Source organism: Acidovorax sp. SDU_ACID1 (assembly GCF_045291395.1).
Taxonomy (GTDB): Bacteria; Pseudomonadota; Gammaproteobacteria; order Burkholderiales; family Burkholderiaceae_C; genus MR-S7.
In genome coordinates this window covers 3,170,694-3,192,333 of sequence record NZ_CP152342.1, presented here as the reverse complement: position 1 = coordinate 3,192,333, position 21,640 = coordinate 3,170,694, and the positions used below count along the sequence as shown (strand labels likewise).

The 21,640-nt window shown below is 70.8% G+C and carries 14 protein-coding genes and 3 pseudogenes; 4 read left to right on the top strand and 13 right to left on the bottom strand.

The window, feature by feature from the left end:
- Nucleotides 1-26: 26 nt before the first annotated feature.
- From AAG689_RS15640 to AAG689_RS15630, 3 genes and pseudogenes are all read right to left on the bottom strand, one after another.
- Nucleotides 27-1,184 (bottom strand): diguanylate cyclase, encoded by a 1,158-nt coding sequence (locus AAG689_RS15640; protein ID WP_406622801.1) that lies wholly within the window; start codon nucleotides 1,182-1,184, stop codon nucleotides 27-29.
- Nucleotides 1,185-1,236: 52 nt separating this feature from the next.
- A pseudogene (locus AAG689_RS15635) lies at nucleotides 1,237-3,787 on the bottom strand (FtsX-like permease family protein).
- 66 nt (nucleotides 3,788-3,853) lie between these two features.
- Nucleotides 3,854-5,314 carry a mechanosensitive ion channel gene (locus AAG689_RS15630; protein ID WP_406622800.1) on the bottom strand — a complete coding sequence of 487 codons (1,461 nt, stop codon included), beginning with the start codon at nucleotides 5,312-5,314 and terminating at the stop codon, nucleotides 3,854-3,856.
- A 260-nt stretch (nucleotides 5,315-5,574) separates the two neighbouring features.
- Here AAG689_RS15630 and AAG689_RS15625 point away from each other — a divergent pair, with 260 nt between their 5' ends.
- Entirely contained in the window at nucleotides 5,575-6,003 is a 429-nt protein-coding gene (locus AAG689_RS15625) for an Hsp20/alpha crystallin family protein (RefSeq protein WP_406622799.1), read from the top strand.
- 65 nt (nucleotides 6,004-6,068) lie between these two features.
- Here the strand turns inward: AAG689_RS15625 and AAG689_RS15620 are convergent, their stop codons facing one another.
- Nucleotides 6,069-7,037 (bottom strand): response regulator transcription factor, encoded by a 969-nt coding sequence (locus tag AAG689_RS15620; RefSeq protein WP_406622798.1) that lies wholly within the window; start codon nucleotides 7,035-7,037, stop codon nucleotides 6,069-6,071.
- 225 nt (nucleotides 7,038-7,262) lie between these two features.
- Here AAG689_RS15620 and AAG689_RS15615 point away from each other — a divergent pair, with 225 nt between their 5' ends.
- On the top strand, nucleotides 7,263-8,912 hold the full coding sequence (locus AAG689_RS15615) for a hypothetical protein (RefSeq protein ID WP_406622797.1): 1,650 nt from the start codon (nucleotides 7,263-7,265) through the stop codon (nucleotides 8,910-8,912).
- An 88-nt stretch (nucleotides 8,913-9,000) separates the two neighbouring features.
- Here AAG689_RS15615 and AAG689_RS15610 read toward each other — a convergent pair whose 3' ends face one another.
- From AAG689_RS15610 to AAG689_RS15580, 7 genes and pseudogenes are all read right to left on the bottom strand, one after another.
- Complete coding sequence (locus AAG689_RS15610) at nucleotides 9,001-9,660, bottom strand: ABC transporter ATP-binding protein (RefSeq protein WP_406622796.1); 660 nt, start codon at nucleotides 9,658-9,660, stop codon at nucleotides 9,001-9,003.
- Nucleotides 9,657-10,615: pseudogene (miaA, locus tag AAG689_RS15605) on the bottom strand (tRNA (adenosine(37)-N6)-dimethylallyltransferase MiaA). Before miaA ends, AAG689_RS15610 begins: the two are co-directional and overlap by 4 nt.
- On the bottom strand, nucleotides 10,608-11,846 hold the full coding sequence (locus tag AAG689_RS15600) for a multidrug effflux MFS transporter (protein WP_406622795.1): 1,239 nt from the start codon (nucleotides 11,844-11,846) through the stop codon (nucleotides 10,608-10,610). Before AAG689_RS15600 ends, miaA begins: the two are co-directional and overlap by 8 nt.
- A gap of 28 nt (nucleotides 11,847-11,874) precedes the next feature.
- Nucleotides 11,875-12,737: pseudogene (locus AAG689_RS15595) on the bottom strand (alpha/beta hydrolase).
- A gap of 61 nt (nucleotides 12,738-12,798) precedes the next feature.
- Entirely contained in the window at nucleotides 12,799-13,236 is a 438-nt protein-coding gene (locus tag AAG689_RS15590) for an HIT family protein (protein WP_406622794.1), read from the bottom strand.
- 18 nt (nucleotides 13,237-13,254) lie between these two features.
- A complete protein-coding gene (locus AAG689_RS15585; protein ID WP_406622793.1) occupies nucleotides 13,255-15,123 on the bottom strand; it encodes an EAL domain-containing protein in 1,869 nt (622 codons plus the stop codon).
- Between the two features lie 126 nt (nucleotides 15,124-15,249).
- Nucleotides 15,250-16,272 (bottom strand): porin, encoded by a 1,023-nt coding sequence (locus AAG689_RS15580; RefSeq protein WP_406622792.1) that lies wholly within the window; start codon nucleotides 16,270-16,272, stop codon nucleotides 15,250-15,252.
- Between the two features lie 247 nt (nucleotides 16,273-16,519).
- Here AAG689_RS15580 and AAG689_RS15575 point away from each other — a divergent pair, with 247 nt between their 5' ends.
- Together AAG689_RS15575 and AAG689_RS15570 are read left to right on the top strand one after the other, a co-directional pair.
- Nucleotides 16,520-17,143 (top strand): Crp/Fnr family transcriptional regulator, encoded by a 624-nt coding sequence (locus AAG689_RS15575; RefSeq protein WP_020227015.1) that lies wholly within the window; start codon nucleotides 16,520-16,522, stop codon nucleotides 17,141-17,143.
- A gap of 181 nt (nucleotides 17,144-17,324) precedes the next feature.
- Entirely contained in the window at nucleotides 17,325-19,451 is a 2,127-nt protein-coding gene (locus tag AAG689_RS15570; protein WP_406622791.1) for a diguanylate cyclase, read from the top strand.
- Here AAG689_RS15570 and AAG689_RS15565 read toward each other — a convergent pair.
- Nucleotides 19,448-20,173 carry a pyridoxamine 5'-phosphate oxidase family protein gene (locus AAG689_RS15565; RefSeq protein WP_406622790.1) on the bottom strand — a complete coding sequence of 242 codons (726 nt, stop codon included), beginning with the start codon at nucleotides 20,171-20,173 and terminating at the stop codon, nucleotides 19,448-19,450. The two genes, AAG689_RS15570 and AAG689_RS15565, sit on opposite strands and share 4 nt — an antisense overlap.
- Before the next feature lie 28 nt (nucleotides 20,174-20,201).
- The gene (locus AAG689_RS15560; RefSeq protein WP_406622789.1) at nucleotides 20,202-21,638 is read right to left on the bottom strand and encodes an amidase; all 1,437 of its coding nucleotides are present in this window, start codon (nucleotides 21,636-21,638) and stop codon (nucleotides 20,202-20,204) included.
- Nucleotides 21,639-21,640: the final 2 nt, after the last annotated feature.

Below are 21,640 nucleotides of genomic sequence, written 5' to 3'. Positions count from 1 at the left end.
AAGCATGCGCCGGTCGCCACCATGGCTCAGCGCCCCCACTCGATGCGGTTGCGCCCGGACGCCTTGCCGCGGTAGAGCGCGGCGTCGGCTTCCTGCATGGCCGCGTCGAACCCGTCCGGGTTGTGGAAGGCGCGCGAAATGCCGATGGTCGCGGTGCAGCGCAGCGGCTCCTTCGCGCCCGGCATGGGCACCGCCTGCTGTTCGATGGCCAGGCGCACGCGCTCGGCCAGGCGCATCACGCCCTCGTCGTCCGTGTCCAGGCAGACGATGACGAACTCCTCGCCCCCGGTGCGGCAGGCCAGGTCTGCACGCCGCACCGTGCGGCGCAGCACCTCGGCCACGCGGCACAGCACCACGTCGCCGGCCTTGTGGCCGTGGGTGTCGTTGATGCGCTTGAAATGATCGATGTCCAGCAGCAGCAGGCGCGCGGGCCCGGCGGTGCGGGCGCCGAAATGCCCCTCCAGCCCCGCGAGCAGGCCGCGCCGGTTGAGCAGGTGGGTCAGCGGGTCGCGCGCCGCCGCGGCCCGCAGCGCGTCGGTCAGGCGGCGCAGCACGAGCCAGATCATGGACGGCGCCAGCACCGTGGCCAGGAAGGACATGTAGACATAGAACATGACCTGGAAGCGGTGCTTCATGTCCAGTGCGTCCAGCCCGTCCTGCACCACCAGCACGCCCTTGATGGCGTTCAGCACGCCCAGGCCGCCGATGAGCAGCGCGAAAAGCGCCATCTCCACGCGCAGGTCCCTGGCAATGCCGCGCATGGCGTGGACCACCGCCACGGTCATGGCCAGGAACATCAGCGCCATGACGAATGCCAGCATCGCGTAGCGGGCGACCGGGCCCGCCAGCCACTGCACCAGCACCTGCGCGGCCGCATAGGTCAGCGCCAGGGCGAGCACCGGCTTGAGCAAGGGGGCGGGCCGGCCGAAGAACCGCATGGCGCCCACCCAATAGACCACGGGTGTGCACACCGTCAGCGTGTGGTTGACTACGACGGATGCACCCCAGTCCGACCCGTCGCCCAGCAACTGCAGCACATAGGCCGAGCCCAGCATGGCATTGCCCAGGGCGAAGGCATCCATGCCCAGCGGGCTGCCCTGCAGGCGCCTGCCGATCAGCCAGAACATGACGGCGAAGCACAGCAGGTGCACGCACAGCATGCCGACGATGACGGTTGCAACCATGGAGGGAAAGAGGCGCGGTGAAGCGGAGGCTGGCGTGGAACAGGCCCGCAGCCTACCAGTCTTCCTTGACGGCCGTGACCGCGTCGCGCCCCGCCGCGGTGCGGCCCGCCGCCCATGCCGTGAGCGTGCCCGCAGCGACCACCGCCAGCCCCAGCAGAACGAGGCGCGGCCAGGGCACGGCCAGGTCCATCGTCCAGTGGAAGCTCTGCGGGTTGACCACGTGCACCAGCACCACCGCCACGGCCAGGCCCAGCAGCGTGCCCGCCACCGCGCCCACGGCCGTCCAGGCCGCGCCCTCGCCGGCGACCACGGCCAGGATCTGCCGGCGCGTGAGGCCCAGGTGCGCCAGCAGGCCGAACTCCTTGCGCCGCGCGAGCACCTGCGCGCCGAAGCTGGCCGCCACGCCGAACAGGCCGATGGCTATGGTCACGGCCTGCAGCCAGTAGGTGACGGCGAAGCTGCGGTCGAAGATGGCCAGCGAGCGCGCGCGGATCGCGCCGGCCGAGGTGAAGTCCAGCGCCGCAGCGTCGGCGCCCAGCCGCTCGCGCGCCAATTGCTGCACGGCGGCGCGCAGCGCGGCCACATCCGCGCCCGGCGCGGGCCACAGCGCGAGGTCGCTGGCGCGCGCGTCGCCCGTCAGGCGCGTGAAATCGCCCGCATCCAGCGCGATGGCGCCGTGCTGGCGCACGTAGTCGCGCCATACGCCTGCTATGAAAAAAGAAGCTGCTTGCGCTTGTCCCGATTGCGCTGCAGGCACAAAAGACTGTGAAAGTGCGGGCCAGTCCGCGCCGGGCCGTGCGCCGTAGAGGTCGGCCACCGCCTCGCTCACGTACACGCCCACCCGGCCGGGCGGCACCGGCAGCGGCGGGCCCACCAGCGGCAGCGCGTGGGCCGGGTCCGGCGCCAGGGGCCGCGCCAGCAGCGCCACGGCCGGGCGCGTGGGCGCGAGCTGCACGCTGCTGGTGCGCAGGGCCTGCGCGCGTGCCACGCCGGGCAGGCGGGCCACGGCGTCGGCGAAGCCGGGGGAAGACGGCGGCGTCGTCGCCCGTGAGGCCGCCCGCCGCGCGCACGTAGAGCGGCGCGGGCAGCACAGCGTCCAGCCACTGGTCCACCGACCCGCGAAAGCTGCCCACCATCACCGTCAGCGCCACGGCCAGGCTGAGCGAGGCCACCACGCCGCCCACCGCCACGGCGGCGGTGGCGCGCATGCGGCGTGCGCGCTCCAGCGCCAGCAGCCGCAGCGGGCCGCGCGCGGCCCAGGGGCGCAGCGCGCCCAGCAGCGCCTGCACCAGCCAGGGCAGCAGGGCGATGCCGCCCACGAGCAGCAGGCCCACCGACACGTAGGCCGCCAGGGGTATGCCAAAAACGGGTGGAGCGCTTGCCAGTAAAGCGCTGGCAGCTATCAAAACCATACCAATGCCGCCGCGTGCGGGGTGCGTGTCGGCCAGGCCCAGCCCCTTGAGCGTCTGCGCGGGCGGCAGCCGCTGGGCCGTGCGGGCGGGCCACCAGCCGCCGGCCAGCGCGGCGGCCGTGCCCAGCATCCCGTAGAGCAGGGCGGCGGGCAGGCTCCACTGCAGCGGCGGGCGCACGCCGGTGAAATAGCCGCCGCCCAGGTCCCCGCCCAGCAGGCGCAGCGCCAGTGCGGCCAGCGCCGTGCCCAGGGCGATGCCGGCCGCGCTGCCCGCCAGGCCTAGCGCGGCGGCCTCGGCCAGTACCAGCGCCAGCCGCTGGCGCGGCGTGGCGCCCAGTACGGCCAGCAGCGCGAACTGCGGCAGCCGCCGTGCCACGCCGAGCGCGAGCACCGAGAACACGAGGAACGCGCCGGTGAACAGCGCCACCAGCGCCAGCACGGTGAGGTTGACGCGGTAGGCACGCGAGAGCTGGTCCACCTGCGCGGCGCTGTCGCCGGGTTCGGACAGCACCGTGTTGGCGGGCAGTTCCCGGGCGAGCGCGACGCGGTCGGCACCGGGCGCAAGCCGCAGGTCGATGCGCGAGAGCTGGCCGGTGCGCCCGAAGAAATCCTGCGCGGCGCCGATGTCCATCACCGCCAGCGGCCCGCCCGCGGCGGCCACCGTGCCCGCCACGCGCACGCTCTGGCGCTGCAGGCCGGCTTGCAGGTCAATGGTCTGCGGGGCGCTGTCCAGCCCCAGCGCCTGCAGCGCCGCCGCATTGAGGAAGACCGTGGCGGGCGCGAGCATCGCCAGCCGGTCGGCGCCCTCCCACGCGCGGGGCATGAGCGCGGGCGCGGTGGCGGGCAGCAGCAGCGCATCGGCCGCCACCACGCGCAGCGGCACGCGCGTCTGGGCATGCCAGGCCACGGCGGGCAGTTCCAGCACCGGGTTGGCATGCGCTACCTGCGGGTGCTTAGCCACGGTGGCGTATAGCGCTTCGGGTAGCGGGCCCTGCGCGGCGCGCAGTTGCAAGTCGCTCTGGCCGCCCGCCACGCGCACGGCGCGCGCGAACTCGTCCAGGGCCGAGGTGTTGATCACGTGCACCGCGAACGCCAGTGCCACACCCAGCATCACCGCCACCACGGCCGCGAGGCTGCGCCAGGGGTGGCGGCGCAGGTCTTGCCAGGAGAACGTGAGGAACAGGGCGCGCATGAAGGGGATTGTGTGGCGCAAAAAAAGCGCCCCGGGATAGGGGCGCCTGTATGGGGGCGTTGCCGGTCAGTCGCGGCGCAGTTTGGCCAGCCAGTGGTCGAGCAGCTTGCCCGCCGCCTCGCGCCCGCCCAGGCCGAAGGCCAGCGCCACGGCCACGGCGATGGCGCCCAGCGTGAGGCCAAAGGCGAGCTGCACGATCTCGTTGGCAATGCCCATGGCGCGCAGGCCCATGGCGATCACCAGACCCAGAATGGCGAAGCGCGCCACGTTGGCGGCCAGCTGGCCGCCCTCGGGGCTGGCGCGGCGGATGGCCGTGGCGGCCACGCCCGAGAGCCAGAAGCCCACGACCAGGATGGCGCTGCCCAGCAGGATGTCGCCGCTGAAGGTGATGAAGGTGGTCACCACGTCGCTCACCTGGTAGAAGCCCAGCTGCGAGGCGGCCTCCACCGCGCCGAAGAGCAGTGCGAAGAACAGCACCACGGCGCCCGCCAGGCGCGAGGGGCTGGTGGCGCCCGAGAGCGCGTGCGACAGGCCCAGCTTGGCCGGCAGGCTGTCGAAGCCTGCGCTCTCCAGCAGCTTGGTGAGCAGGCCGGCGGCGAACTTGGCCACGTACCACGTCAGCAGCAGGATCACGGCCGCCGCGATGATGTGCGGCACGGCGCCCAGGATCTGGTGCAGCACCTGCGTGGCGGGGCGCGAGATGGCCTCGACCTGCAGCGCGTCCAGCGCCGCGATGAGCGAGGGCACGAATACCAGGATGAACACCAGCGTGCCGCCCAGGCGCGAGAGCTGCACGGCCGGGTCGAGCCCGATGCAGGCGTTGAGGCGGTCGCTGCCCGCGGCGGCCAGCAGGTTGGTGACCAGCGCGCGCAGCACGCGCGCCACGACGTAGCCCGCGATGGCGATCACCGCCGCGCCGAAGATGCCGGGCACATAGGCCAGCATGCGGCCGAGCAGGTCGCGCACCGGGTCCAGCACGCCTTCGAGCCGCAGCGCGCCCAGGATGGCCGGCAGGAAGAACAGGATCACCAGCCAGAACAGCACGTTGCCCGCGCTGCGGCTGATGGGGGCCATGCCCGCCTCTTCGGACAGGCGCTCGTCCAGCGTGGTGGCCGCCAGCGCGCGCGTGGTCACGGCGCGCAGCACCACGGCCAGCAGCCAGGCCACCAGCGCCAGCACGGCACCGGCCACGAGGTGGGGCACGTAGCCCACCACGTCCTGCACCATGCTGGCGAAGGGGGCGGACAGCAGCGTCAGGTCCAGCGTGTTGAGCACGGCCACCAGCGTGGCCAGCAGCACCAGCCAGAAGACGGCGGTGGCGGCGGGCGTTTCGGCGTCGATGGGCGTGGCCGCGCTCTCGCCGATGCGCTGGTTCAGCCGCGCCATGCGCAGCACCCGCCGCGTGGCGGCCCGTGCCATGACGGCCAGCAGCCAGCCCAGCGCCAGGATGGCCAGCGCGCCGAGGATCTGGGGAATGTGGGCGCCCAGCGATTGCTGCAGCGCCTGCGAGAAGGTGTTGAGATCCATGGTTCCTCCCGAGTCGGTTGATCGCCGGTCCATTGTGGAGGCCTGAGCTCTCAGCGCAACCCTTGCGCGATGCCTCACGGCTGGGCGGGACTTTTCTTGACAATTCGTATCCAGGCGTTCGCGGGTGTTGCGGCGGGGTTTGCGCCAGATCAGAACCGTGCGCCCTGGCCCTTGAAAGCGGAAGGGGCGTACGTATTTACCCGGTGAGGGGACGCCGCCCCGGCGGCCCCGGATCACCAACCCATCCAAGGAGTTTGAAAATGAATTCTCTGGTATCCCGCGGCAGCCTGTTCGACGACTTCTTCAAGGACTTCGCTCCCGGCTTCTACGTGCGGCCGCTGCACGGCGACGGCCTGCCCCAGCCCTCGCAGATCAAGGTGGACGTGAAGGAGGACGAAGCCTCCTACACCGTCCACGCCGAGGTGCCGGGCGTGCCCAAGGAAGACATCCACGTGAGCGTGGAAGGCGACGTGGTCAGCCTGCGCGCCGAGGTGCGCCAGCACGACGAGAAGAAGGACGGCGAGAAGGTGCTGCGTAGCGAACGCTACTTCGGCGCCGTGGCCCGCAGCTTCCGCTTGCCCACGGAGCTGGACGCGTCGCAGGCCAAGGCCAAGTACGACAACGGCGTGCTGACGCTGGTGTTGCCCAAGAAGCAGGGCGGCAGCGCGCAGCGGCTGGCGATCGAGTAAGCGGCTGCTATCGTAAAAAGAGCATCCAGTGCTTGGGGCACAAGCGATGGATGCTCTTTTAGTTTTCAATCCGCTTGCCGCAGCGCGTCGATGAGCGCGGCCACGTTGGACACGCCCAGCTTGTCGTAGACCGACTGGATCTGGTTGCGCACCGTGGCCGGAGAGCGCTGCAGCCGGGCTGCGATCTGCTTGTGCGTAAGGCCCAGCGCCAGCAGGCGGGCCACCGTGCCCTCGCGGGGCGAGAGCGCATCGGCCGCGCAGCGAGGGCGGGCGCGAAGCCACAGCAGACCGTGTTGTGCGTGCAGCGCGATGGCGAGGGTGCGCGCGAGCAGGCGCGGCTCGCCGCGCTGCCCGGCGGCCACCAACGGGCCAGGCAGCCGGGGGCCCAGCCAGCCTGGCCACTCGGTGCGCAGGGCGTTTTCGAAGACAGCGTCCATGTGGTGCACCATGCCGCGCGGGTCGGCCAGGGCCGAGCCCAGGCGGGCGCCGCCCGGCGCGTGGGCCAGCTGGTTCAGGTGCGTGAGGCGGTTGAGTTCCAGGGCTTGCTGTACGTGGGGCATCAGCGTGCCGAGCAACTGGCGTTCGCCCTCGCTGCAGTGGGCCTCGGGACTGGCGCGGAACAGCGAGAGCCAGCGCGTGAAGCGCGTGGCAGGGTTCAGCGTGCCGCCGATGAAAAAATGCGACTGCTCGAAGCGCCGGCCATAGTCGAGCAGGGCGCGCTGGTGCCGGCCGTTGAACCATGCCCGCGCGTCGAAGGCCATGGTTTCGCTGGGGCGGAGGGTGACCGCCTGCGCGGCCGTGTCCAGGTGCTTGACCTCCTCGTAGGCCGTCAGCATCTCGGCCGGCTGGCGGTGCAGGTGAATGGTGTGGATGTCGATGCCCTGCGCCGTCATTGTGGCCGAGCCCCACATGGCCGAGTCGAAGGGCAGCACAGGCTTGAGCAGCTCCAGGGCCTCGTCCTGGAAACGGTCTACCGGCTGCTCGTGCGACAGCCGGTACAGGCGCAGCAGCAGATGGCTGTAGTCGGCCAGCATGGGCTACCAGCGTGCCTAGTGCTGGGCCTGCGCCAATGCGGCCGATGCGCGGCAGCGCTTCAGCAGCAGGGCACTGAAGACGTCGAAGCGGGCCTCATACATGGCGGTGTCTCCCTGTTTACCTCTTGCGGGCATATGGAAGCCAGGATAGTGCATTTGCATCATTTTGTTTGATGTGTGTCGGAAATATCGTTGGCTGGTCTGTTCCTCTTTTTTACCGACACCATGCATTCCCACTCTTCCGCTTTCCTTGCCTCCCATCCCGTGCGCCCGCTGCTGCTGTGCAGCCTCATTGCCAGCCTCTATGCCTGTGGCGGCGGCAGCGGAGGCGGCGACAGCAACGGCGGCACCACGCCGCAGCCCGTCACGCTGTCGGGCACGGTCCTGATCGATCAAGCCGTGAGCAAGGCCGCCGTGTGCGTGGACCTGAATGCCAATGGCACCTGCGATACCGGCGAGCCCAGCGCGCCCGCCACCGGCAGCGATGGCAAGTACACGCTCACCTACCAGCCTGCCGATGCAGCGGCGGCCACGGCGTTCAACGGAGCCGCGGTGCTCGCCCGCGTGACGCCCGAATCCGTGGATGCGGCAGACCCCGCAAGCACGGCCACGGCCAAGGGCTTCGTGCTGTCCGCGCCCGCCGGCAAGGCCGCGCAGATCAACCCGCTCACCACGCTGGTGCAAAAGGCCATGGCCGGCGGCATGGCGCTGGATGCGGCCGAGGCGGCCGTGGCCCGCCAGCTCGGCATCAGCGCCGCCAAGATCTACGACTACCAGGGCGACCCCTCCTCGGCCTCCGCCGTCCTTCCCGACACGGCGCGCACGGCGGCCAAGGTCACGGCCTACGCGCTGGAGCTGGGCGCGCCCATCCAGGTGGCGGCGCCCGGTGCGGCGGCCGTGGCGTCGAGCCAGCTCGGGTTCCTGAACTACGGCGATGCCCAGAACTACGTCTACCGCGAGCGCATCTCCGACGGCGTGGTGCAGGCCGACGGCTACGCGCGCCAGTTCGAGGCGCGAGCCGGCAAGACCGGCGGCGCGGCCACCGCGAAGGAGGTGCTGTTCCCCGCAGTCACCCTGACCCGCAGCGGCTGGACCCGCTGCGACGACACCGTGCCGCGGCTGGCCACGCTGGGCAGCCCCGCACGCACGCTGCTGTGCAACCAGTCCACCGCGGTCGCGTCCTTCCTCGTGACGACGCAGGACGTGGGCGGCAAGTCCATGGCGGAGGTGGTGGCCCAACTGCGTGCGGGTGACGCCGCGCTGGAGGCCGAAGGCATCCGCCACGACCGCTCCATCGAGATGGATCCGGTCGTCCTGGGCGCTGCCACGTTCCCTACGGGATCGCAGCTGCGCACCAGCCTATCGGCGCAGTTGAACCGCTCGCCGGCCTACATCAACAACACGGCGACGGACCGCTTCGGCTTCACGGCGCTGGAGGGCATGGTCGCCGGCCGGCCGGCCAGCGCGGTGAGCCTGGCGACGCCTGCGACCGTGCGTGCAACGACGATGGGTCTGATGGGGCCGGTCGATGCCAACCACGTGCTGCGCGTGGCCTTCATCGATGCCTCCAACGCGCAGTTCTATGCCTGTGAATCCACTCCGCCGGCCTACAACGACCTGGGGACGTGCGTGGCGCATTCGCAAAGCGCGTTCACGATCTCCACGGTCAACGGCGTGCGCCTGCTGACTTTCGCCAGCTTCCCCGGCCAGGCCTACATGGGCGGCGTGGCACGGGGCTACACGGAATATGACGGCAACGTGTTCGGCTTCCGCGCGCCGGCGGCCATCACCGACGAAGGGCAGGTGCTCACCTATTCCTCCCGCCTGAATGGCACGGCCTGGGCTGCCATGAAGACGGTGCTGGGCATCGAATAAGCTACCGATGCTCCGGAAAGAGTAGCTGCTTGCGCTTGCTGGATGGGCGCTGGAGCCTGTTTTGGCTTCAGGGCCGCAGCGGCCTGGATCAGCGGGCTGCCGCCACGCCCCGCGCCGTCAGGTGCAGCACCCTGTCCGCCCGCGCCGCCGCCGCGTCCGAGTGCGTGACCAGCACCAGCCCCGCGCCCTGCTGGCGCGTCTGGGCGACGAGCAGGTCCAGCACCTGCGTGGCCGTGGTGGGGTCGAGGTTGCCCGTGGGCTCGTCGGCCAGCAGCAGGGCGGGGCGGTGTACCAGGGCGCGGGCGATGGCCACGCGCTGCAGCTGGCCGCCGCTCAGTTGCTGCGGCAGGCGCTCGCCCAGGTCCGCGAGGCCCACGGCCTGCAGCATCTGCCGCGCGCGCGCGGTGTCCGCGCGGCCGAGCAGCATCAGCGGCAGGCCCACGTTCTGCGCCACGTCCAGGTGCGGCAGCACGTGGAAGGCCTGGAACACAAAGCCGACGTGGGCGCGGCGCCAGAGGGCGCGCTGGGTTTCGCCCTGCACGGCTAGGTCGGTGCCGGCGTGCAGCACGCGGCCGGCGTCCCAGGTGTCCAGGCCCGCCAGGCAGTTGAGCAGGGTGGATTTGCCCACGCCCGAGTCGCCGACGATGGCGACGAATTCGCCGGCTGCCACGGTGAAGTGCACGTTCTCGAACACGGTCGACGCGCCGTAGCGCTTGGCGAGGCCTTCGACGCGCAGCAGCGCGGTCATGCGTCCACGCGCTCCAGCCGGGTTCGCACGGCCTGCACGAGCTGCGCCGTGGCGTCGGGCGCGTCGCAGGGGATGGCGTGGCGCCCGGGCATGCCGCGCAGCCAGGTGATCTGGCGCTTGGCGAGCTGGCGCGTGGCGGCGATGCCGCGCTCGGGCAGGGTGGCCAGCGGGTGCAGGCCGTCCAGCGATTCCCACGCCTGGCGGTAGCCCACGCAGCGCATGCTGGGCAGGTCGGGGTGCAGGTCGCCGCGCGCGCGCAGGCGGATCACCTCGTCGAGGAAGCCTTCGGCCAGCATGGCGTGGAAGCGCCGGGCGATGCGCTCGTGCAGCCAGGCGCGGTTGCTGGGTTCCAAGGAAAAAGGGCTCCAGCGCTTATTTGGCAAGCGCTGGCAGCTCTTGTTTTTGTAGTGTGGAAGCTCGACAGCGGCTTGCCCGAGAGGTGCCATACCTCCAGCGCGCGCTGGATGCGCTGGCTGTCGCCCGGGGCCAGCCGGGCGGCGGTGGCGGGGTCCACGCGGGCCAGCTCGGCGTGCATGGCGGGCCAGCCCAGCGCGGCGGCCTGCGCATCCAGGCGGGCGCGCACGGCGGGGTCGGCGGGGGGCATGTCGTCGATGCCGTCGAAGAGCGCCTTGAAATAGAGCATGGTGCCGCCCACGAGCAGCGGCAGCGCGCCGCGCGCACGGATCTCGGCGATGAGGCGCGTGGCGTCCTGCACGAACTCGGCAGCGCTGTAGGGCTGCAGCGGGTCGCGGATGTCGATGAGATGGTGCGGCACGCGGGCCAGCTCCTCGCGCGTGGGCTTGGCGGTGCCGATATCCATGTCCCGGTAGACCAGGGCGGAGTCGACGCTGATGATCTCCACCGGCAGTCGCGGGGCCAGCGCCTCGGCGATGGCCAGGGCGGCGGCGGTCTTGCCGCTGGCGGTGGGGCCGGCCAGCGCGATGGGCTCAAGCATGGGGCTCTCCATGGCGCTGCACCAGCGTCCAGGCGATCAGGGCCAGCAGCACCGACCAGAAGGCCACGCCGCGCACCAGCGGCCACACCGTGCCATCCAGCGCATGGCCCAGCCAGAAGCCGATGGCGAAGGCCGCCAGCATCATCATGAAGCCGTTGAGCGCCGAGGCCACGCCCGCCGCCTGCGGGAACGGCCCCACCGCGCCCGACTGCCCGCAGGGCTGGTGGATGCCGTGGCCCAACATGAACAGGTAGAACGGCGGCAGCAGCGCCGCGACGCTGTGCCAGCCGAGCAGCGCGGCCATCGCCATGAGCAGGCCGCCGCTGCCGCTCAAGGCCCCGGCGATGGCCACCGTGCGCCGCAGCCCCACGCGCGCCAGCAGCCGGCGGCATGCCAGCGTGCCCACGAGGTAGGCCACCGCGGTGGACAGCAGCACCAGCCCGTATTGCGTGCGCGAGAGGCCCAGCACCTCGATGTAGACGAAGGACGAGGCGGCCAGGAAGGTGAACAGCCCGCCATAGCTGGCCGTGGTCTGCAGCGAGAACGCCCAGAACGTGGGCGAGCGCAGCACCAGCGCCCAGGTGCGCGCCAGCGTGGCCGGGCGCAGGGCCTGGGGGTTGCGCTGCCGCAGCGTCTCGGGCAGGCGCAGGGCGATCAGCGCCAGCGTGGCGGCGGCATAGGCCGTCAGCACCAGCAGCGCGGCGCGCCAGCCCAGCCATTCGGTCAGCAGCCCGCCCAGCGGCGCGCACAGGCAGGCGATGAGGCCCAGGCCCGTCAGCGCCTTGGACATGGCGCGAGCGCCGGCCAGCGGCGTGTACAGGTCGCGCACGATGGCCCGCGCGCACATCACCACCGCGCCCATGGCCACGCCCTGCAGCGTGCGCCAGGCCACCAGCAGCGCCATGGTCGGCGCCAGCGCGCTGCCGACGGAGGCCAGGGTGTACAGCAGCAGCCCCGCGAGCAGCACGGGCCGGCGGCCGAAGCGGTCCGACAGCGGCCCCCACAGCAGCTGCGAGCAGCCGAAGGCCAGCAGCAGCGCCGACAGCGTGAGCTGGCCCGCGGCCACGGGCGCGCCCAGGCTGCGCGTGAGCGCGGGCAGGGCGGGCAGGTACAGGTCGGTGGTGACGGGCTGGATGGACAGCAGCAGCGCCAGCACCACGATGGCAAGGCCGGGACGGATGGGCAGCGCGGGCGCGTCATCCGCGCCGACGGCGGCGGAGGGGACGGACATGGTGCGCGCGAGGGTAGCAGATGCCGTATCAGCGCAATGCCATCGTGCGCAACGGCAGGCCGAACAGCGCGGACAGGGCCTCGCGGTACTGTGCGTGGCCCCGGTCGTTGGTGTTGTGGTGGGTGCCGCCGTCCACCAGCACGAAGCGCTTGGGCTCGGCCGCGGCGTCGTACAGCCTGCGGCCCAGCGCGGGGGGATCAGCCGGTCTTCGCTGCCGTGCACCACCAGCAGTGGCGAGCCGATGCCAGCCACCTTGCGCGCCGACTCGAAGCGCTGCGTGATGAGCAGCGACACGGGCAGCCAGCCCCACTTGAAGGTGCTCACCACCTCGGGAATGTTGGTGAAGGTGCCTTCCACGATGGTGCCGCTCTCGTCCTGCACGCGCGCGGCCAGGTCGATGGCGATGGCGCCGCCCAGCGAGTGGCCGAAGATGTAGCGCTCACGCCCCGGCGCCTGCCGCGCCAGCCAGTCCCAGGCGGCCTGCGCATCCTCCAGCGCCGTGGCTTCGGAAGGCAGGCCCGCGCTGCTGCGCCCGAAGCCCCGGTAGTCCACCGCCAGCACGGAAAACCCCAGTCGCTGCATGCGCCGGATGCGGGGAGCGGAGCCGGACACGTTCCAGCGCGCGCCGTGCAGGTACAGCAGCAGCGGCGCGTCGGCCCGGGCCGCGGGTAGCCACAGGCCGTGCAATTGCTCTGGCTTGCCGGTGGTGGCGGAGTCGAATGCGATCCATACGTCCTCCATGCCTTCGGTGTCCTGGATGCCGCCCCAGACGCGGTCGCTGGGCTGGAAGATCCACTCGCGTTGCTTGGCGTCCAGCGTGGCGCAGCCGGCGCTCACGGCGAGGGCCAGGGCGGCAAGGGAAGGGGCGATCCAGCGGCGTCGAGGGTGCATGGAACAGGCAGAGTCCACGCGGCGGCGAAAAGTTCACGCGCCCGCCCGGGCGCGACGGCCGCTACAGCGCCGCGCGCAGGCGCTGCGCGTAGCCGGCCAGCACCTCGGCCGGGGGCTCCTGGCGCGGCCAGGTGAAGGTGATGCCGTCATCGGCGTGGCGCGGCACCACGTGCATGTGGACGTGGCCCACGGTCTGGCCGCCCTCGGCGCCGTTGGCCTGCAGCAGCGTGAGGCCTGCCGGATCGAAGGTCGCGCGCACGGCCAGCGCCACGCGCCGGGCCGTCTGCATCACGGCGGCGGCCTCTGCGGGCGTGGTGTCGAACAGCGTGGCGGCATGCCGCTTGGTGGCCACGAGCACGTGGCCCGGCGTGACCTGGCCGATGTCCATGAAGGCGATGGTGTGGTCGTCCTCGTACACGGTGGCGCTCGGGATCTCGCCCGCTACCAGGCGGCAGAAGATGCACTGGCCGGGAGGCGAGGTGTCGACGAACATGGGCATGCGATGGGTCTCCTGTGGCTATCGGTGGGCGCCAGTGTAGGAGAGTGCCGGCGCGGCCTGGGCGGGCGCGGGGGCGTCGCGCCAGGCGATGCCCGTGTGCGACTGCTTGGCATCGCGCTTGGCCAGCGCGGCGAGGTTGGCGACGGCGTCCGCCTGCTGCATGGTGCCCGGCGCGACGCGCACGGCGCCGATCGCCAGCGTGGTGCAGCCGAAGAAGCGCTGCACGCCGTGCCGGTCCTCGGCCCAGATGCCGCCGGCCTGGCGCGCGGGCTCGTCGAAGAGGGCGATGGCTTCGCGCGCGAAGCCGTCCACGATGCGCCGGCAGCGCTGCAGCCAGTCGCCGCTCTGGAACAGCAGCATGAAGTCGTCCCCGCCGACGTGGCCCACGAAGTCGGTGCGCGCGTCGCAGTGCGTCAGCGCCAGTTGTGCCACCAGCCGGATCATCTGATCGCCGCGCCAGTAGCCGTAGTGGTCGTTGAACGGCTTGAAGTGGTTCAGGTCCGCGTAGCAGGCGACGAACTCGGCACGGTTGTCCAGCAGCCGCTGCATGTGCAGGCTGATGGGGATGTTGCCTGGCAGGAAGGTGAGCGGGTTGGCATGGCGTGCGGCCTCGATGCGCGCCTCGGTCACGCCGCGCACGAGCTGCTCGCCGGTGCCCAGGCCCAGGTAGCGGCCGTTGTCGGTGACGATGAAACCGTCGTTCAGGTAGCGCTGGTCCTGCGAGGTGAGGATGCCCACGAGCTGCTCCACGTCGCAGTCGATCTCCACCAGCCGCGGCGCGTCGTCGGCGAAGGCGTGGCAAGGCTTGCGCCCGTGCACCTCGCGGAAGTAGAGCGTGGCATAGTGGTTCATGAACTGCTGGCGGTTGATGAGCGCCACCGGGCGGGTGCCCTCCAGCACCGCTACCGCATGCAGCTCGGCGTTGCCCTGAAACAGCTCCGCCACGCGGTCGTTGCTGGTGTCGGGGGTGACGGTGGGAGCCTGCACCATGAGCAGCTTGCGCAGGATGCCTGGACGCATGTGCTGGCTGTGGTGGGGCAGCACGGCCACGCGGCGGTCCTGCAGCACGGCGAGGGCCGCGGCGTCGATGGCGCTGCGCGGGGCCGTGGCGGGCCGGCCCAGGAGGTAGCCCTGGCCGTAGGGGATGTCGAGGTCGCGCAGTGCGCGCAGTTCGTCGCTGGTCTCGATCCCTTCGGCCACCAGCGTGGTGCCGAAGGCGTCGGCGATGCCCTTGATGGCCTGCAGCATCTGCAGCTTTTCCGGGTGCTGGCCGATATCGCGGCTGAAGTATTTGTCGATCTTCACGAAGTCCGGCTTCACCTCGGACCACAGGCGCAGGCTAGAGCGGCCGTCGCCGAAATCGTCCAGCGCCAGGCGCGCGCCACAGGCGTGCACCTGCTGCAGCGCTTCGCGCAGCGCCGCGATGTCGGTCACGCGCTCGTGCTCGGTGATCTCCAGCACCAGCATGTGCGGCGGCACGCCCAGGGTGTCCAGCACCGCGGCCAGCGGTTCGGCGCCGCACAGGCCCACGCCCCATACCAGGGCGTCGGCGCTGATGTTGACGAACACGCGCCCCGGGGCGCCCCGCTGGCGCCACTGCCGCAGCGCCTGCGCCACGCACAGCAGCTCGAAGTCGTGCAGCAGGCCCTCCGCCCGCGCCTGCGCCAGCAGCGCATCGGGCGTGTGCAGCGGCGTGCTGGCGGGGCCTCGGATCAGCGCCTCGTGCGCGTAGATGCCGCCCTCGCGCAGGTCCGCCAGCGGCTGGAACACGCAGTGCAGCCCGCCGGCCTCGCGCATCAGGCGCGCCAGCGGCCCCTGGCCCTGCCGCAGCGCGGGCGAGCGCGCCTGCAGGCCGGCCATGACCGGGCAGCGCTTCGATTCGTGCATTGATTACATTCGGTAACTATCCCCGCGCAGCGTAAGCCGGCTCTGTGACGCCCGGGTGACGCGGGCAAAGAAAAAGGCACGCGGCATGCCTGCCACGTGCCTTCGGTGCGGTCCCGCCGGGCGGGATCAGAAGCGGTGGCGGATGCCCACGCCGAAGCTGTTGCCCGACGACTGGTTGGTGATCTTGTCGTTCATGTACATGGCGTACACGTCGGTGCGCTTGGACAGGTTGTAGTCGTAGCCCACGGTGAGGGTCTTGCGGTCCAGGTCCGAGGCCGTCAGCTCGGTCTTGGCCCAGGCCGCCAGCAGCTTGCCGGCGCCCAGCGGCGCCGAAGCGCCCACCTGCAGCGTCTTGGCCTTGCCGGGCGCGTTGTCGGCCTCTGCCTGGCCGTAGCTCAGGTAGGGCTTGACCACCTTGAAGTCGTAGGCGCCCGCCAGCATCCAGTCCTTCTTGGTGGTGCCGAGGTAGGTGCCCTGGCCGGGGTTGCTGATCTGGTCGCGCTCGTAGTAGCCGGTCAGCGTCAGCGGGCCGCCGAAGTAGAAGAAATTGGCGCCCACGTTCTTCTTGCCGTTGTTGCCGGCCTGCTCGCCGAACTGGTACTGCAGGTTGGCCTTGAATCCGCCGACGGTGGGCGTGGTGTAGGCGATCTGGTTGCTCCAGCCCGTGTCCGACGGCGTGGTGGCCTGCCAGCCCGAGGCGTTGAACAGCGGCACGTTCTTGTGCAGGATCAGCGGCGAGAAGGTGAACGAATCGCCCAGCGGGTTGCCGATGACGGAGGGCAGGAAGTTGGGCGCCATCCAGCGGCCCAGCTTCACCTCGCCGAAGCCGCCGGACAGGCTCACGAAGGCATCGCGCGAGAAGAACGTGTCGTTCGGGAAGCGGCCTTGCACGCCCGTGTCCACCTGGATGAACGAGTTGAGCATGAAGTTGGCCTTGAGGCCGCCGCCCAGGTCTTCGCTGCCCTGGAAGCCGAACCACGAGGTGGTCATTCCGCCGCTGTTCACGACGGACTTGCGGTTGGCGTCGCCAGCCATCTTGATGGAGCCGGCGTACACGTCGGTCAGGCCGCTCAACTGAACGGAACTCTGGGCATAGGCCCCTGTGGCGCACAGCGCAGCGGTGGCCAGCGCGATCAGCTTCTTTTGCATTGTTTCTCCTGAGGGTGATAAGGGGGCCGGCCCGATGCCGGCAGCCCCGGTGGATGGCGCTCGCACGCTGGTAAGGAATGTGACGAGTGTGTGTCCAGGGGCAAATTCTGAGCAAGCAAACATCATGCCGCTAGAGTTTTTTGCATTCCGGCGGCCAAGTGTTGCGTGCATGACCACAAGCGGGCCTGCGCATGGGCTTTGATTTCCCTCAAAGCATGAAACGCGCCCGCTCGGCACAGTGGCGGCCATGTTCCCCATTCCGTCCTCCGACCAGTCCGCACAGATCGAGGTGGCCGCCGCGGGCGAGGTGCTGCGCGAGCGCCACCAGCAACCCATGTCCGTGCTGCACCTGGACAGCGGCCGCGTGCTGCTGGGGGTGCGCGAGGAAGGGGTGATGCGCCACCAGCTGGGCGTGGTCGAGGGGCCTTTCTGGCTCGACGCGGCCACGGCGCTGCTGGACCAGCCCTGCGCCCTGGACATGGTGGCCGACACGCGCGTGCAACTGCGGCGCATGCCGCTCGACGAGTTCAAGCACACGTTCGACGGCCTGCCCAAGGCCGCCCAGCGCCTGCTGCGCGACATGGCGACCGGCTACTGCCAGCAGACCGAGCTGGCCGTGAGCCGCCTGGCCCAGGACGCCGAAGCGCGCTGCGCCCAGTGGCTGCTGCGCCATGCGCACAGCTGCGAGGACGGCGGGTTGCGCGTCACGCTGCACCAGCGCAAGCGCCTGATCGCGGCGCAGCTGGGCATTGCGCCCGAAACCCTGTCGCGCGTGCTGCGCCACCTGCGCGAGCATGGCCTCATCGCGGGCACGGGCAACGTGCTGAGCCTGCCGCAGCCGCGTGCGCTGCAGATGGTGGCGGGGGTCTAGGAGAGCCGCGCCACTGTCAGGGTTTTCCTGCGCGGTTCACAGGGTTCCACCCAACCCCAGGGCCAGGGGGGCTGCGTATATTGGGCCGAGCCCCGGTGCTTTTGCCGGGACCGGACCCATCTGCCATGCCCTGCGCCTTGCCCGACGTTTCCGATCCAGGCGCTTCGTCCGCGGAGCGCCCATGACGCCGCCAGAGCACACGGCTGCGCTGGCGGCGCCAGTGTTCGAGCGGGACGAAGGCGGCGACGGGTTCGCGGCCTGGTTTCCCGGGCCGCTGGTGCGCAAGCTGCTGCTGGTAGCCGCCGTCGCGGTCGTGCTCTCGGGGGCCTTGGCCGTCTGGCTCGTCTCGCGCACCGTGGGGCAGGAGTCGATGCACCGGCTCGTGGGCCAGCAGAACGACGAGGTGGAACTGGTCGCGCGCCTGCTGGCCAGCAAGATCGAGCAAAGTCAGAAGGTGCTGGCCACCGTGGCCGAGGGCATCACGCCCGAGATGCTGGATTCGCCCTCATCGCTCGAATGGCTGCTGCAGCAGGGGCTGCCGGCGGTGCGCTTCTTCGATGCCATCCAGGTCGCGCGCAAGGACGGCCACCTCAGCGTCAACCTGCGCTACGGGCGGCTGGAAAAGGCCTCCGGCCTCGATCCGGCCGAGCGCGACTACCTCGTGCGCACCCTGGTGGGCGGCAAGCCGCTGGTGTCCGACCTCATCGGCACGGCGGCTTCCGACGCCCGGGTGATGTTCACCATGCCGTTGCTGCGCGGCGAGGGGCGCGTCATCGGCGCGGTGGCGGGCGTGCTGCGGCTGCAGTCGCAGGGGCTGCTGCCGCACTCGCTGGCCCTGCCGGCGCGCGCCGAGTCGCGCCTGATCGTGTTCACGCGCGAGGGCGTGATCCTCTCGCACCCCAACCTGGAGCGTGTGCTGGGCGACGTGCGCGACGAGCCTGGCCTGGGCGAGGCCTACGCCCGCTGGCGGCGCGCGGGCCAGCCGCTGTCCGGCAGGGGCGAGACCCAGACGCTGGCCGGCCACGTGGTGAGTCTGGCGGCCGTGCCCATGCCCCAATGGGTGGTGGCCCGCGTGAGCGACTCCCAGGAAATGCTCGAACCCCTGCACGGCGCGCAGCGCCGCGCCTGGTGGCTGGCGGCGGCGGCCATCGCGCTGGTGTGTCTGCTGGCCGTGGCGGGCATCGCATGGCTGGCGCGCCCGTTGGCGCTTCTGCGCCAGCGGGCCCGCGCCGTGCTGGAGACGGAAGGGGAGGGAAGCTTCGGCGAACTGACCCCGGATGATGCTCCCTGGCCCCGCTGCGCGGGCGAAGTGGACGACGTGGTGCGTGTGTGCACCCGCCTGGTGGAGCGGCGGCGCACGCAGCAGCGCGGTTCGGAAACCGTGGTGCGCCAATTGCAGGCGGTCCTGGCGCACGCGCCCCTGGGCATCGCCCTCACGCGCGGCGACCGCATCGAGGTCGTCAGCCTCCAGGCATGCCGCATGCTGGGCCACGAGCCGCAGGAGCTGCAGGGGCGCGACCTGCAGACGCTGCTGGCGCCGCAGCAGGGAGGGGAAGGCGCGTTCGGCCAGGTGCATGCGCAGTTCGAGGCGCATGGCGCTTTCGACGGCGAGCTGCCCCTGCGGCGCAAGGACGGCGCCGTGGTGTGGGTGCATGCCCAGGGCCGCGCCCTGCACCCGGGCGAGCTGGCGCGCGGCACCGTGTGGACGCTGGAGGACTGCACTGCCGAGCGCGAGGCGCGCCTGCAGCAGACCTGGGAGCACACGCACGATGCCCTGACGCTGCTGCCCAACCGCGCAGCGTTCGAGCAGCGGCTGCAGGTGCTGCTGGCCGAGCGCACGGGACGGGAGGGCCGCGCGCGGCCGGGGGATGCGGCGGACGACCGCGGCGTGCTGCTGTTCCTCGACCTGGACCACCTCACCGTGGTCAACGACGTGGCGGGCCACGATGCGGGCGACGACGTGTTGCGCCACCTTGCGCGCCTGATCGAGGCCGAGGTGCGCCAGATCGGCTGGGCCGCGCGGCTGGGCGGGGACGAATTCGCGGTGGTCTTGCCCGGCAGTGTCCTGGCGCGCGGCGTGGAGGTGGCGGAGCAACTGCGCGCGGCCGTTCAGGCCTGGGAGCCCTCGTACCACGGGCGCAGTTTCACGCTGGGCGTGAGCATCGGCCTGGTGGCGCTGGATGCGGGGCCCCAGGACGCGGCCGCCGTGCTCTATGCCGCCGACATGGCCTGCTACGACGCCAAGCGTGCCGGGCGCAATCGCGTGGCGGTGCGCAGGGTGCGCGATGGCGTGGCGACGGACTCTTAGCCTCTCTCGGCGTCCGGATAGGCCCGGGCGTACGCGTCGCGCAGCGCCACCTCCAGGTCCAGGCCCGGCTGGTAGCCCTGCAGCGACGGATGCCTGCTGACACCCGCTGCGCGCCGCGGGCAGGGAACGGGTTCTCCCAGCACGGTTCTGACGGGAATGACTTCGGCATGGATCGGCAGCTCCCAATCCTCGTCCTCGTCGACGACACCGCTGGCGCGGATCTTGGCGGAAGCCCGCTCGATATCCATGTAGATGATCGACGAGCCCTTGATTTCCTGGCGGGAGCTTTGCCTCAGGTCTGCCGTGCGGCCGGGAAAGAGCCGGTCCACCATCATGACCAGGGCATGCTCCTTCTCCTGGGGATCGTCCAGCAGCCGGGCCTGGCCGAAAGCCATGACGGACCGGTAGTCGGCCGAATGGTTGAAGGGCGACCGCGCAACCACCAGGGAGTCCAGGTGCGTGACCGTGAGGCAGGCCGGCTCGCCGTGCTCCAGGTTGCGCAGCATGCGGCTGGCGCTGCTGCCGTGCCAGTAGAGGCGCGAGCCCTCGCGCCAATAGAAGGTCGGCGTGCAGAACGGCTGGCCGTCAATGACGTAGGCCACATGGCACAGCATCGCCGAGTCCAGGAGGGCGTGTACCGTTGCGTGGTCGTAGCGGCCTCGGTCGTGCCGACGCTTGACGCGGTTGACCGAATCGACAGAGTAGCTGGTCGGACGGGGCATGCTGGCTGTGGGTGGCCCGTGGCGGGCCTCAGGCTTGGAAACCCAACTTGCCCTCATAGAAGGCGGCCAGTTCGAACACCATGTCGTCCTTGCCGAGGGGCGCCATGATCTGCACGCCTACCGGCAAACCTTCTTGCGTCACGTGCACGGGCAGGGAGGCGGCTGGCGCGCCGACCATGTTGGCCAGGGGCGTATAAGGGGAGTAGTCGAATATGCCGCCCTCGCCGAGGCGGTAGTCCAGATAGTCAGGGTTGCTGGCGGCATAGGTGCCGATGAGGGCGGGCGGAGAGGCCAGGACGGGCAGCGCGATGATGTCGATGGCGTGCTCGGCGAAGAATGCCCCGTAGGCCCTCGCCACCCTGTTCATGGTGTCCATGGACCTCGCATAGTCCACCGCGCTCAGGCTTCTTGCATACTCGATCATCGAGAGGGAGGCTGGCTGCATGTGGGGCTTGTAGCTCTCCCCCGGCGCTTTCTTCACGACGGCATGGACCGCGTTGGCCGCGATCAAGGGCAGCATGCTCGCGACCATGTCCCTGAGGTCGATGGCCGGAAAGGCGTCCATGGCTTCCATCCCCAGCGCCAGTACCGAAGCTCTGAAGGCTTCGTAGGCTTTCTGGACCTCCGGTTCCTGCGGATACAGCGGGTGCGTCGATGGCAGGAATGCCACGCGCTTCACCCTGTTCTCGCCAGAGGTGGCGATGTGCTCGAACGACTGGGCGAAGAACGGACTCGCGTACTGGCACCCGGGGTCTGCGCCATACGTTCCATCCAATGCCACCGCGCTGTCGATCACGCTCCTGGTGATCACGTGGTCCACAGCCAAGCCCGCCCAGCCCTCGCCTTTGTGAGGGCCGGTCGGCATCATGCCGCGTGACGGCTTGAAGCCGAAAAGGCCGCAGTTGGCCGCCGGGATCCGGATCGAGCCCGCACCGTCCCCGCCATGGGCGAGGTCGACGAATCCGGCGGCAACGGCCGCCGCCGCGCCGCCGCTGGAGCCGCCCGCGCTGTGCGCCAGCGATCGGGGATTGCGCGTGGGGCCGCCGTAGACGGGCGCCTCCGTCGTCGGGCTGGTGCCCAGCTCGGACGTGGTGGTTCTCGCGAAGAGGTTGAGACCGAGCTTCTTGTAGCGCTGAACCAGTTCGCAGTCATAGTCCCAAGGGGTGTCCTTGAAGAGATGCGAGCCGGATGTCGATTTCAGCCCTTTGGCGCCGAAGCCCAAATCCTTGACCGCGAACGGGACACCCAGGAACGGCTGGGTTTCGGCCAGCCGAAGGCGCTCGTCGGGGCTCAACTTCGCGAGCCGTGCGTCGATCGCCCTGGCGTTCTCCAGCCCCAGTTCCTCGTTGACGCAGGCCATGCAGTTGATGGTGCCATCGTCGCGGCGGACCGCCGCGAGCGTCTCCTGGATGGTTTCCTCCGCGGAACACTGCCCCGACGCGATGCGCCTTGCCAGGGCATGCACAT

Bases quoted from the DNA above. Each gene is read 5' to 3' on its own strand.
- AAG689_RS15640 (WP_406622801.1), bottom strand. From the start codon at position 1,184: ATGGTTGCAACCGTCATCGTCGGCATGCTGTGCGTGCACCTGCTGTGC.
- AAG689_RS15630 (WP_406622800.1), bottom strand. From the start codon at position 5,314: ATGGATCTCAACACCTTCTCGCAGGCGCTGCAGCAATCGCTGGGCGCC.
- AAG689_RS15625 (WP_406622799.1), top strand. From the start codon at position 5,575: ATGAATTCTCTGGTATCCCGCGGCAGCCTGTTCGACGACTTCTTCAAG.
- AAG689_RS15620 (WP_406622798.1), bottom strand. From the start codon at position 7,037: ATGCTGGCCGACTACAGCCATCTGCTGCTGCGCCTGTACCGGCTGTCG.
- AAG689_RS15615 (WP_406622797.1), top strand. From the start codon at position 7,263: ATGCATTCCCACTCTTCCGCTTTCCTTGCCTCCCATCCCGTGCGCCCG.
- AAG689_RS15610 (WP_406622796.1), bottom strand. From the start codon at position 9,660: ATGACCGCGCTGCTGCGCGTCGAAGGCCTCGCCAAGCGCTACGGCGCG.
- AAG689_RS15600 (WP_406622795.1), bottom strand. From the start codon at position 11,846: ATGTCCGTCCCCTCCGCCGCCGTCGGCGCGGATGACGCGCCCGCGCTG.
- AAG689_RS15590 (WP_406622794.1), bottom strand. From the start codon at position 13,236: ATGCCCATGTTCGTCGACACCTCGCCTCCCGGCCAGTGCATCTTCTGC.
- AAG689_RS15585 (WP_406622793.1), bottom strand. From the start codon at position 15,123: ATGCACGAATCGAAGCGCTGCCCGGTCATGGCCGGCCTGCAGGCGCGC.
- AAG689_RS15580 (WP_406622792.1), bottom strand. From the start codon at position 16,272: ATGCAAAAGAAGCTGATCGCGCTGGCCACCGCTGCGCTGTGCGCCACA.
- AAG689_RS15575 (WP_020227015.1), top strand. From the start codon at position 16,520: ATGTTCCCCATTCCGTCCTCCGACCAGTCCGCACAGATCGAGGTGGCC.
- AAG689_RS15570 (WP_406622791.1), top strand. From the start codon at position 17,325: ATGACGCCGCCAGAGCACACGGCTGCGCTGGCGGCGCCAGTGTTCGAG.
- AAG689_RS15565 (WP_406622790.1), bottom strand. From the start codon at position 20,173: ATGCCCCGTCCGACCAGCTACTCTGTCGATTCGGTCAACCGCGTCAAG.